The 12,387-nt window shown below is 41.8% G+C and carries 11 protein-coding genes; 9 read left to right on the forward strand and 2 right to left on the reverse strand.

The features are described from left to right. From ABWK04_07445 to ABWK04_07460, 4 genes are all read left to right on the forward strand, one after another. On the forward strand, positions 1-652 hold a 652-nt coding region (locus ABWK04_07445; protein MEZ0361707.1), incomplete at its 5' end, for an amidase family protein. A gap of 14 nt (positions 653-666) precedes the next feature. Continuing rightward, positions 667-2,520, forward strand: coding sequence for a sodium-extruding oxaloacetate decarboxylase subunit alpha (oadA, locus tag ABWK04_07450; protein ID MEZ0361708.1), 1,854 nt, complete (start codon positions 667-669; stop codon positions 2,518-2,520). Further along, positions 2,517-3,191 (forward strand): response regulator transcription factor, encoded by a 675-nt coding sequence (locus tag ABWK04_07455; GenBank protein ID MEZ0361709.1) that lies wholly within the window; start codon positions 2,517-2,519, stop codon positions 3,189-3,191. Before oadA ends, ABWK04_07455 begins: the two co-directional genes overlap by 4 nt. Next, positions 3,188-4,342 (forward strand): metallophosphoesterase, encoded by a 1,155-nt coding sequence (locus tag ABWK04_07460; protein MEZ0361710.1) that lies wholly within the window; start codon positions 3,188-3,190, stop codon positions 4,340-4,342. Before ABWK04_07455 ends, ABWK04_07460 begins: the two co-directional genes overlap by 4 nt. Here the strand turns inward: ABWK04_07460 and ABWK04_07465 are convergent. Further along, positions 4,299-5,894, reverse strand: coding sequence for a CTP synthase (locus ABWK04_07465; GenBank protein ID MEZ0361711.1), 1,596 nt, complete (start codon positions 5,892-5,894; stop codon positions 4,299-4,301). The genes ABWK04_07460 and ABWK04_07465 overlap by 44 nt on opposite strands. Positions 5,895-5,959: 65 nt before the next feature. Here ABWK04_07465 and ABWK04_07470 point away from each other — a divergent pair, with 65 nt between their 5' ends. Genes ABWK04_07470 through ABWK04_07480 form a run of 3 tightly spaced genes read left to right on the forward strand, consistent with a single transcriptional unit; the run spans position 5,960 to position 7,657 of the window. Beyond that, a complete protein-coding gene (locus ABWK04_07470; protein MEZ0361712.1) occupies positions 5,960-6,550 on the forward strand; it encodes a sulfite oxidase-like oxidoreductase in 591 nt (196 codons plus the stop codon). Then, positions 6,526-7,287, forward strand: a complete 762-nt coding sequence (locus ABWK04_07475; protein MEZ0361713.1) for a pseudouridine synthase — start codon at positions 6,526-6,528, stop codon at positions 7,285-7,287. The genes ABWK04_07470 and ABWK04_07475 overlap by 25 nt, the downstream gene beginning before the upstream one ends. After that, positions 7,271-7,657 (forward strand): thioredoxin family protein, encoded by a 387-nt coding sequence (locus tag ABWK04_07480; GenBank protein ID MEZ0361714.1) that lies wholly within the window; start codon positions 7,271-7,273, stop codon positions 7,655-7,657. Before ABWK04_07475 ends, ABWK04_07480 begins: the two co-directional genes overlap by 17 nt. Positions 7,658-7,674: 17 nt before the next feature. Here the strand turns inward: ABWK04_07480 and uvrA are convergent, their stop codons facing one another. After that, entirely contained in the window at positions 7,675-10,461 is a 2,787-nt protein-coding gene (gene uvrA / locus ABWK04_07485) for an excinuclease ABC subunit UvrA (protein MEZ0361715.1), read from the reverse strand. A 17-nt stretch (positions 10,462-10,478) separates the two neighbouring features. On the opposite strand from uvrA, the gene mog reads away from it, so the two are divergent. Both mog and ABWK04_07495 read left to right on the forward strand, forming a co-directional pair. Then, positions 10,479-11,012 carry a molybdopterin adenylyltransferase gene (gene mog, locus ABWK04_07490; GenBank protein ID MEZ0361716.1) on the forward strand — a complete coding sequence of 178 codons (534 nt, stop codon included), beginning with the start codon at positions 10,479-10,481 and terminating at the stop codon, positions 11,010-11,012. Positions 11,013-11,112: 100 nt separating this feature from the next. Further along, positions 11,113-12,387, forward strand: a 1,275-nt coding sequence (locus ABWK04_07495; GenBank protein ID MEZ0361717.1) for a transposase, incomplete at its 3' end; no start/stop codon positions are given.

The following is a 12,387-nucleotide window of genomic DNA, read 5'->3' on the forward strand; positions in this document are numbered from 1 at the left end:
GTTTAAGATGGAGCAAGGTGTTATAGATTGTTTTAAATCTTTCCTCAAAGAACTTGAGGCACACGGCTACTTTGTTGAAGAGGTTTCCCTACCTCACGTGAAGTACTCTATACCTGCTTACTACGTTATAGCACCCTCTGAGGCTTCCTCAAACCTTGCTCGTTATGACGGTGTAAGATACGGTTACAGAGCAAGCAATTACTCGGATCTTTTTGAGATGTATGCAAGAACCAGAGATGAGGGTTTTGGATCCGAGGTAAAAAGGAGGATCATGCTTGGAACTTTTGCCCTTTCAAGCGGTTATTACGATGCATACTACCTTAAAGCTATGAAAGTAAGATCCTTAATAAAGAGGGATTTTGATCAAGCCTTTGAGAAGGTGGATATTTTGGCGTCTCCCACCTCTCCCACTGTAGCCTTTAGACTTGGAGAGAAAACTTCTGACCCCATACAGATGTATTTATCTGACATATTTACGGTATCTGTAAATCTTGCCGGACTACCAGCTATCTCCATACCCATAGGCATGTCCTCTGGTCTGCCTGTAGGTGGACAGCTTATAGGTAAGCCCTTTGATGAGGTAACGCTCCTGAGAGTGTCATACTTGTGGGAACATCTATACAGACATTACGAATTTGTACCACTCACTTAGATTATAATTCTGATATGCGTGAAATACTTATCACCGACGTTTCGCTCAGAGATGGTATACAGTGCATACTCGCAACCCGTGTAAAGACGGACGATATGTTACCTATCATTGAGTTGCTTGATAGATGCGGTTTTTGGTCTTTGGAGGTATGGGGAGGTGCAACCTTTGATGTATGTCTGAGGTATCTTAAAGAAGACCCCTGGGAAAGGCTCAGAAAGTTCAAGGATCACGCAAAAAACACAAAACTGGAGATGCTCCTGAGAGGTCAAAACATAGTCGGATACAAACATTATTCCGATGATGTGGTAGAAGCCTTCATCAAGAAGGCTTACGATAATGGTATAGAGGTGTTCAGAATTTTTGATGCTCTGAACGATATCAGAAATATGAAAAAGTCTATAGAGGTAGCAAAGAACCTTGGAGCAGTAGTAAAGGGAGTTCTCTCGTACACCATAAGTCCTGTGCATACTGTAGGTTACTATTTGGACATAGCTAAAAAACTTGTAGATATGGGAATTGATATCATATCCATAAAGGATCAGGCTGGTTTGTTATCTCCTAAGATCGCTTATGATCTCGTTATGGCTTTAAAGTCCGAATTTCCCAACTATCCGGTACATCTTCACACACAGACAACCGCTGATCTTGCAGAGATGGCACAGCTCAAAGGCATAGAAGCGGGTGCGGATATGATAGATACAGCTTTTTATAGCCTCTCGTGTCAAACCTCCCATCCCCCAGGGGAAACTATGATATACGTGTTGAAGGAGTTTGGCTACAAGGTAAGCGTGGATGAAAAGCTATACCAAAAAGCCGGAGATCTATTCAGAGAAATAAGAAAGAAGTACGCTAAATATGATGTGCTACCACCTTATCCAGACGTAGGAGTGCTTTCACATCAAGTACCAGGTGGTATGATAACCAACTTTATAAGTCAGCTCAAAGAGCAGGGTATGGAGGACCGTCTTGAAGCTGTACTTGAGGAGGTAAAAAAAGTAAGGGAAGACCTGGGCTACCCTCCTTTAGTAACTCCAACAAGTCAGATAGTAGGTTCTCAGGCATTCCTCAACGTAGTTCACGGGGAAAGGTACAAAGTGGTAACTAAGGAAACGAGGGATTATGTGAAGGGTCTGTACGGTAAACCTCCTGCACCCATAAAAGAGGAAATAATAAAGAAGGTACTTGGTGAAGAGGAAACCATATACCACATAAGACCAGCGGACCTTATTCCACCTGAGCTTAACAAACTAAGAGAGGAAGCTGTTAAGCTGGGTGCAAGAAGTGAAGAAGATGTATTGTCTTACGCTCTCTTTCCATTGGTTGCCAAGGAATTTTTTGAGTGGAGGGAGAAATTTGAAAAGGGAGAGGCTCTACCTCCAGAGCTTGAGGAGGTTGTGAAAGATCACGAAAGGAAGGAAAAAATACCTGTGGAGTTTATTATAACGGTACACGGCGAGCAGTATCACGTACAGGTGGCTGGAAGAGGAGAGCCAACACCAGAAGGAAAAACCTTCTTCATAAGGCTTGACGGACAACTGGAAGAAGTTCTCATAAAACCCGTCAGGGAGGTAGAAAGCGTAGGCATACCTTACGGTGATATACCTGCCGGGGGGGAAGTCAAACCTAAGAGACCAAAGCCTATAAGTATAGGTGATATATCTTCACCCATATCAGGTAAAGTGGTGAACATAAAGGTAAGCAAAGGTCAGAAGGTAAAAGAGGGAGATGTGCTGTTTGTGGTTGAAGCTATGAAGATGGAAAACGAGATACACAGTCCCATAGATGGCACTGTGGAGGAGATACTCGTTTCTGTAGGTGAGGTAATAAACCCGGACGAGGTCGTAATAAAGATAAAACCTGAATTATGAGCGGGATAAAGGTCTTCCTCCTTGAGGATGACAGGGATCTTTCGGAGATAGTTGAGTATAACCTCAAAAAGGAAGGGTACTCAGTTAGAACCTTCCAAAGAGCTGCGGAACTTCTCAGAGCCATAGAGGAAGAGCCTCCGGATTTGATACTCCTTGATGTTATGGTTCCGGACTATGATGGTTTTAGGGTAGCTGGGATACTAAAATCACGCGTAGATCTGAAAGAAGTACCCATAATATTCATAACCGTTAAGGATGCAGAAGAGGACAAGCTAAAAGGGTTTTCTCTCGGAGCTGACGATTATATAACTAAACCTTTCTCGGTAAAAGAATTTCTTGCAAGAGTCAGAGCTGTACTCAAAAGAACAGGAAAAATAGGTAAGGGAGGGACGTTTAAATTGGGAGAGCTTGAGATAGACACTCAAAGGTATGAAGTTAGAAGAGGTAAAGAAAAGATAGATCTTACACCTACGGAGTTCAGAATTTTTGAAGCTCTTCTTGAGAACTACGGAAGACCTGTTAGCAGAGAATACCTTATAGAAACCATACTGAAGAAAGATATTTACGACAGGACAATAGATGTACATATAAAGAACTTGCGGGAAAAACTCGGAAAGGAAGGACAAGCTATAAAAACGGTGAGAGGCTTTGGCTATAAGATAGAGCTATGAAGTGGTTTGTGCTTGCTTTTTTCAGCATTTACTCTCTTATGCATTTTTACGTATTTTTTAGACTTGTAAAACCAAACTTCTCTTCGTACAAGAGTTTTGCCATCTTACTGATTTTTTTAATCATGCTACTTTCACCTATTGCGTGGAGAACTCTGGACGGAGATATCAGTAAGCAGATAACTTATTGGCTCGCTCTGGTAAGTCTCCTTTGGATGGGTTTCATGCTTTATGTGACCGTCTTTACTCTACTGTTTGATCTTTACAGAGGTGTTGTCTTTGCAAGCAAACAACTTTTAGGAATAAACCCTCTCCCCCTTCCATCGCCCAGGCTTCTCCTTTACACAGTACTCCTTACGAGTTTATCCTTGTCGGCTTACAGCTACTATGAGACTTTAAGGCTTGATGTAATAAGAATAAGGATAGAAACGGAAAAGCTCCCGGTGAGTAGAATGAAGATACTGCATATATCAGACTTACACCTTGGTCCCGTTATGGGTGCAGACAAGATAAAGTTAGTGGAGGATGTGTGGGAGAAAGAAAAGCCCGATATTATAGTTTCCACAGGCGATCTCGTTGATGGTAATATGAACAAAAAAGACGGACTTGCGAAGATGCTTTCAAAGATAAACGCACCTATGGGGAAGTTTGCGGTTTTGGGCAATCACGAGTATTACAGAGGTGTAAAGCAGGCAATAGACTTTACCGAAAGGGCAGGCTTTGAGCTTTTGAGGGGTGCATGGAAGGATTTGGGACCTCTGATTGTGGCAGGTGTTGATGATGATGACTGCAGATTCTTCAACGCCTGCGAGGGTGTTCTTGATGAGTATCTGCTTTTAAGGGATATTCCTAAGGGGAAGTTTATACTACTTCTCAAGCACAAACCGAGGTTGAATCCCAAATCGGTGGGGCTTTTTGACCTTATGTTATCCGGACATACACACGGAGGTATTTACAAACCTATTGGTGAGTTTTTGCTTCGCAAGATGTTCCTCACAGACAGGGGATTGGTTAAAATGGGGAGTTCTTACGTATTTGTGAGCAAGGGTGTTGGTACAGGAGGACCACCTATGAGATTGTTTTCACCGCCTGATGTTGCCGTGATAGAACTTATAAAAGTTGAAAAGCAAGCCTCCTCTCAAGACAGGCTCTGATAAAAGAGGTAAATAGGGGATGGGGTTCAAAGGGCTTACTCTTAAACTCAGGATGAAACTGGCATCCTATATACCAAGCGTGATCTTTGAGTTCAACGATTTCCACCAATTTTCCGTTAGGTGATAGACCGGAAAAAACCATACCGCTCTTTTCGTAAATGTCCCTGTACGAGTTGTTAAACTCGTACCTGTGCCTGTGCCTTTCGTAAACCACATCCTTTCCGTATATCTCTTTAACTTTACTGCCTGAAACGAGCATGCAGGGGTAAGAACCAAGTCTCATAGTTCCTCCCAGTTTATCTATACCTTTTTGATCCTCCATAAGATCTATAACTGGGTGCGGTGTGTTGGGATCAAACTCAGTTGAATTGGCTTGCTTTAGATCCAAGACGTTTCTCGCAAATTCTACACACATGAGTTGCATACCCAGACATATACCAAATGTAGGTACGTTATTCTCTCTTCCGTACCTTAAAGCCTTCATCTTACCTTCCGTACCCCTCTCACCAAAGCCTCCAGGAACAAGTATTCCGTCTACATTTCTCAGATCGCTCTCTTCAAAATCCTCTGCGTTTATCCACTTTACGTTCACTTTTACACCGTTGGCTATGCCACCGTGCAAGAGTGCTTCATGTATGCTCTTATAAGAATCCTTCAGGGACATGTATTTACCAACAACCCCCACAGTCACGTGCTTATTAGCCCTCCTTATGATCTCCATTATGCCCTCCCACCTTATAGTTACATCCTTGTAAGAAAGATCAAGATGTTTAGCTATTATCCTATCAACACCTTGTCTTTTAAATATTATGGGTATCTCGTATATATACTCTACATCCGGTGCCGAAATTACTGAGTATTCGCTGACGCTCGTAAATAAAGCTATTTTTTCCTTTATATTCTTTGGGATTTCAAACTCCGATCTGCAAACTATCATATCTGGTTGTATGCCTATGGCTCTGAGTTCCTTAACCGAGTGCTGCGTAGGTTTAGTTTTGAGTTCCCCCACACTCTTTATGTAAGGTACGTATGTGACGTGTATGAAGAGCATATCCTCCCTTCTTGACTCCGTATACATCTGTCTTATGGCTTCCAAAAAGGGTAAACTTTCTATATCCCCCACAGTACCTCCCACTTCCACTATGGCTATATCGTTGTCTCCCTCTACTGACCTTATAAGTCTCTTTATCTCGTCGGTTATATGTGGTATTACCTGCACGGTAGCACCAAGGTATCCCCCTTTTCTTTCCCTCTCCAAAACATTAAAGTACACCCTTCCTGCGGTCACGTTGTTGTTTTTGCCCATCCTTGAGTAGGTAAACCTCTCGTAATGACCCAGATCAAGGTCCGTTTCCGCTCCATCTTCAGTAACGTAAACCTCTCCATGCTGGTAAGGGCTCATCGTTCCGGGATCAACGTTGAGATAGGGATCAAGCTTTTGAAAGGTCACCTTGTAGCCCATCTCCTCAAGAAGGGATCCTATGGATGCTGATGTGACACCTTTTCCGAGAGCGGAAAGCACCCCACCTGTAACAAATATGAACTTTGCCATGTGGAAATATTTTAACTGACCTGCAGCATAGTTTTAAAGAGGTGATAAACTAAATTGGGATACTCATGGAGAAAGTGATAAGTTCTATAAACCTGCGAGAAGACAGGCTTCCGCCTGGGCAAAGGTGGATAAGCGCACCAATAGTTTACGATATAGTGGATGATATACCAGATTGGGATATGGATAAATACAGATTCAAAGTTTTTGGTCTTATAGAAAACCCTCTGGAACTCACTTATGAGGAGATTCTCCGTCTGCCGTCCATTGAACTAATCGCAGACTTTCACTGTGTGACACGGTGGAGTGTGAAGGAGATCCTCTGGGAGGGCATCCAAACCAGATACATACTTGATAAGGTAAAGCCGAAAGAGGAAGCCAGATTTGTAATGGTTCACTGCCTTGAAGGATACACGACAAACATTCCCATTGAGTACCTGCTGGAAGAAGACACGATCTTAGCATACAAGATGAATAACTATACCATACCAAAAAGACACGGGTATCCGTTAAGACTCGTTGTTCCAAAGCTATATGCGTGGAAAAGCGCCAAGTATGTGTGGGGTATGGAGTTTATGGAGAAAGACGTGCCAGGATTTTGGGAGCAAAGAGGATACAATATGAGGGGTGATCCGTGGAAAGAAGAAAGGTACTGGTGAGACTAAACAGATACATATCTATGTGCGGACTTACATCCAGAAGGAAAGCTGATGAGCTTATAAAAGCCGGCAAAGTGAAGGTAAACGGACTTGTTATAAAGGAGCTTGGCTACAGGGTAGACCCAACTACGGATGTGGTTGAGGTAGAGGGGAAGATTTTAAAACCACCCAGATATAGGTATGTGCTTCTTAACAAGCCTTGCTGTTATCTTACCTCTCTTGTGAGCGGTAAAGATGGAAAGAGAAGCATAAAGGATCTTATAAAAGATATACCTGAAAGGGTATATCCCGCAGGAAGGCTGGACTACAACGCTGAAGGATTGCTGATCTTAACAAATGACGGAGAACTTGCCAACATGATCACGCATCCTAAATACAAACTGCCCAAGACGTATCTTGTATGGGTAGAAGGTAAAGTGAGTAATGAGACATTAAAAGCTATGGAGAAAGGTGCGGATCTTGAAGATGGATTTGCCAAACCGGATAGCGTCAGGATAGTAAAAGTAAAAGGAAACATCACTTTATTGGAAGTAATTTTTCACGAAGGGAGAAAGCACATAGTCAAAAGGTTTATGGCATACTTTGGACATAAGGTAAAGAAGCTCAAAAGGACGGCGATAGGACCAGTAAAGCTTGGAAATCTTCCGTCAGGAAGATGGAGAGATATGACGGATGAAGAACTGAACGCATTAAAAAAAGCCATAAGTTTGGAGAAAAAGCATGGAGTGGGTGTTTAAACTTACTTTCCTTGCTGTCCTCTTTGCCTTTCTTGCTTTTGTACTTTGGCTGAGGTTTTTGGTTATAAGGAGAATCAAAGAAATGAAGGGAAAAGAAGTGGATTTTATACGTAATGGCTTTGTTTACTTTTATTCCGACAGGTGCGGTGCTTGCAAAATTATGAAGGGAGAGATAGAAAAGCTCAAAGGTAGAGCGCAGGTAAAACAGGTGGATATCTTTTCGCCCGAAGGCTCCTTACTTGCAAAAAGGCTCGGTATAGTGGCAACGCCTACCACACTTTACGTAAAAAATGGCATAATTCAAAAGGCTTTTGTAGGTGTAGTAAAAGGCGAACGCTTACTGTCTGAAACCTCCAGTGATGACAAATAATGTGATATTCGTAAGATTCATGCGGTAGTTCGCTGTGTAAGGTATTTCTTAAGGTAAAAGCCTGTATATGAATGCGGATTGTCCATTATTTCTTCAGGAGTTCCACAAGCGACAAGGAAACCTCCTTTTTCACCACCTTCAGGTCCGAGGTCTATTATCCAGTCCGCACACTTTATTACATCCATATTGTGTTCTATAACGACTACTGTATTCCCCTTATCCACAAGTCTCTGAAGTACATCAATGAGCTTTTTCACATCATCCATGTGAAGTCCTGTTGTTGGTTCATCAAGTAAGTAAAGGGTGCTTCCAGTATCCTTTTTTGATAGTTCTCTTGCGAGCTTTATCCTTTGGGCTTCTCCACCGGAAAGCGTAGTCGCTGGTTGTCCGAGTCTTATGTAACCAAGACCTACATCCTTGAGAAGCTGAAGTTTTCTTCTTATTGCTGTGTGATGATAGAAAAAGTCGTACGCTTCGTCTACCGTCATGTCAAGGATATCAGCTATGTTTTTACCTTTAAAAAGAATATCCAAAGTTTCCCTGTTGTACCTTTTGCCTTTACATACATCACACGTGACATAGACGGGTGGTAAAAAGTGCATCTCAACCCTTATAACTCCTTCACCTTGACATGCCTCGCACCTACCGCCTTTTACATTGAAGGAGAATCTACCTGCGCTGTAACCCCTCGCCTTTGCCTCCGGAGTATTTGCAAAAAGATCCCTTATGAGGTCAAAGAGCTTAGTGTAAGTAGCGGGATTGCTTCTTGGAGTTCTACCTATGGGTGATTGATCTACATTTATTACTCTATCAACGTGTTCAAGACCTTCTATTTTTTCAAAGCCTTCCTTATCCGGTTCACCTTCAAAAAAGATTGATCTTGCATAATTCCAGAGTATGTCATATATGAGTGTAGACTTTCCGCTTCCAGAAACACCTGTCACACATACAAAAAGTCCTAAGGGTATCTCAACGGTTATGTTTTTCAGATTATGCTTTGTTGCTCCTACGATCCTTATCCACTTACTCTTGGGTTTCCTTCTAACTTCCGGCATTGGTATTTCAAGCCTTCCAGAAAGATAAGCGCCTGTCAAGGATCTGGGGTGGTTCATGATATCTTCCAGGCTACCTTGAGCAACTATCTCACCACCTATCTTTCCAGCACCCGGACCCATATCTATCACCCAGTCCGCAGACATTATAGTTTCGGGATCGTGTTCTACAACAAGTACAGTATTGCCAAGATCCCTGAGGTGTCTCAGGGTCTTTATAAGTCTGTGCGTGTCTCTGGGATGAAGTCCTATGGATGGTTCGTCAAGTACGTACAACACACCAGTGAGCTTGGAACCTATCTGTGTTGCAAGCCTTATCCTTTGCATCTCACCGCCAGAAAGCGTGGATGCTCCTCTCGCAAGGTCAAGATAATCAAGCCCAACGTCTACCAGAAAACCGAGTCTGTCTACGATCTCTTTTAGAAGCTTTTCAGCCACTATGTAATCCCTTCCAGTAAGGCTATCAAGTAAGCGGAAAAAGAACTCCCTCGCATGAGCCACCGGCATTTTACAAACTTCCCATATATTTTTACCTAATACAAGCACAGAAAGGGCTTCGTTTCTTAATCTTGATCCACCGCATGCAGGGCAAGGTCTTTCTTTTATATACTCACCTATTTCCTCCCTTATCTTCTCAGAGTCTTCTTCCATAAAGCGCCTTTCAAGATGCCTAACTATCCCCTCAAAAACGGCACCCCTCACCTCTCCACCATACAGGAGAAGTTTCTTTACGCTCTCAGGAAGCGCACCGTATTTTGTTTTTGGGTCATAACCGAGTTGGCGTAAAATGTTTATAATCGGGTACTTGAGGTAATTGAAAAAGCCCGTTTCTGTTATCCTAAAGGCATCTACCGCAGAATCATCTTCGTCTACGAGAAGCTTTGTATCTATCTCCCACTTTACACCTAAGCCTTTGCAGGTTAGACACGCACCGTAAGGAGAGTTAAAAGAAAAGAGTCTGGGAGATAACTCCGGAAGGGAAAAACCGTGTTCGGGACACGTCAGCTTCTCACTAAAGACTTCCTCACCCTCTCTCTCCACATCCTGAACTACCAAGAGACCCTTTGAAAGTTCAAGAGCTTTCTCTATAGCACTTAAAAGTCTTGCCCTTTCTTCTGGCTCAAGGGTAAGCCTGTCTATAACTACTTCTATATTGTGCTTTCTGTTTTTATCCAAAGGCGGAACGTCCTCTATCCTTCTGTACTCTCCATCTACCCTGACTCTTGAAAAGCCTTTCATGTAAAGTTCCTTAATTATGTCTTTAAACTCACCCTTCTTACCCCTGACAACAGGTGAAAGTACCGTGATTCTTCTTCCGCTGTATTTTCCCCAAACCTTCTCAAGCATTTCGTGAGCTGAAAGACCCTCCAGGAGTCTTCCGCATGTGGGACAGTAAGGTTTGCCTATGTTTGCCCAGAGTACTCGCATATAATCGTATATTTCTGTAACTGTTCCCACAGTTGAACGTGGATTTTTTGATGTAGTTTTCTGATCTATGGCAATAGCGGGAGAAAGACCCTCTATTATATCTACATCTGGCTTTTCCATAACACCCAGAAACTGCCTCGCGTAAGAAGATAGGGATTCTACGTACCTTCTTTGTCCTTCCGCATATATGGTGTCAAAAGCGAGTGAAGATTTTCCGCTTCCTGAGGGACCCGTGATCACAACCAGCCTGTTTTTGGGTATATCAAGATCTACATTTTTTAGGTTGTGCTGTCTTGCTCCTCTTATTACTATACTTGTGTACATATCCTATAATATACTTCATGCAGGGAAAGGCGAAGATAGGTGTATTGACAGTATCCGACAGAGCAAGTAGAGGAGAATATGAAGACATAAGTGGCAGGTACATCATAGAGTACCTAAACGATGTGATCACATCACCCTTTGAAATCGTTTACAGGATCGTACCAGATGAGAGGGACATAATAGAAGGGGCTCTCGTACATATGTCTGATATAGATAAATGTTGTCTTATACTTACTACCGGCGGGACAGGTCCGGCACCGAGGGATGTAACTCCCGAAGCTACTCAAACGGTATGTGAAAAGCTACTTCCCGGATTTGGAGAACTTATGAGGAGCGTTTCTTTAAATCAGGTACCTACAGCTATACTCTCAAGACAGATCGCAGGTATAAGAGGAAGTACGTTGATAGTAAACCTTCCGGGTAAACCTCAATCCATTAAGGTATGTTTAGATGCGGTATTCCCGGCTATTCCTTACTGTATAGATCTGATAGGAGGACCATACATAACTACCGACGAGAAGAAAGTTAAAGCCTTTAGACCTTCAAAATAGTGAACTACTCCAGCATTCCCTACCACTGCAAGGTCTTAGAAACCAGTTCCAATTTTTATTGACAAATTTACTCAAACATACTATATTGCTCAATATAAAGATGCATAGAGCCGTTCAGGTCTCATGCCCTTTGACAAAAAGGAAAAAGGACATTATCAAAAAATTGCTCATAGAATACAGAAAAACAGCAAAAGCCATAGCCAGCTATCAGTGGTTTCTATTTTTTAACACAAGCTCTTTCAACAGAAAGGCAAACATAAAACATATAAGCTCTAACCTCTCTGAAAGATACAAATACACCATTCAATACCATGTGGTAGTGCCTGTTTTGGAAAGCTTTATTTCCAATATCAAAAACAGATTTTCTGAAATTGTCAAAAACTCCAATCTGCCGGAGAAAACCAAAAGGGTTTTGCTATATCTTAACAAAAACAACGAGTGGCTCATAAGAAAGTCTGAAAAAGCTGTTTATGTGGAATACAAAAACAAAACTGTTTTTGAATATGAAATAACAGAGGAAGAAAGGCTGTTAGTCAAAAAGGTCTTCAAGCATTTACTGAACAAATGGAGAAAACCTAAATTTAACAAGGTTTCTCTCATACTTGACAGCAAGACAGCCCTGATAGAAGAGCCAGAGAAAGCTCAACATTTTGACAGATGGATAAGACTATCTACTTTTGAGAAAGGAAAACCCATTTATTTGCCTGTCAAATTTCATGACTACTTTGAGAAAAGAAGAGGTAAGATAACAAACCTAGTCCAGATAGAAGAAGACCGTACTTTAAGGATAGTAAAAGAGATAGAACCAAAGAAAATAGAAGGAGAAGAAATAATAGCCTTGGATTTTGGACTTAGGAACTTTTTAAGTAGCTCAAAAGGAGATTTATTTGGAAGAAAGTTGTATGAAAAGGTTAAGGAATATGCGGAGAAGATAGATAGACTACAAAGAAACCTGCAAAGACAAGGGATAAAGCCAACAGAAAGCAAGAGGTTTGTAAGACTTACAGAAAAGCTATCTGCATTCATAAAGAATGAAATCAGAAGGATAATAAACAGGATTGTAAAGCTCTATGCTCCAAAAGTGATAGTCATAGAGAACCTAAAGAGCCTTTATAAGAAGTTTTTGTTAGAGTATCCGAAAGCTGTAAAGCGGGTTATCGTAAGATACGGTTATGGTGAGCTAAAGAGGAAGCTACAGGAAATTAAGGAAGAGTATGGTATAGAAGTCATGGAGGTTAATCCAGCCTATAGCTCACAGACATGTAGTTCATGTGGTTATGTGGATAAGGAGAACAGGAAAACACAGGAAAAATTTGAATGCAGGTTATGTGGATACAAAGCCAGTGCTGATGTGAATGGAGCGAAAAATCTGGTA

This window comes from Hydrogenobacter sp., from assembly GCA_041287335.1.
GTDB lineage: Bacteria > Aquificota > Aquificia > Aquificales > Aquificaceae > Hydrogenobacter.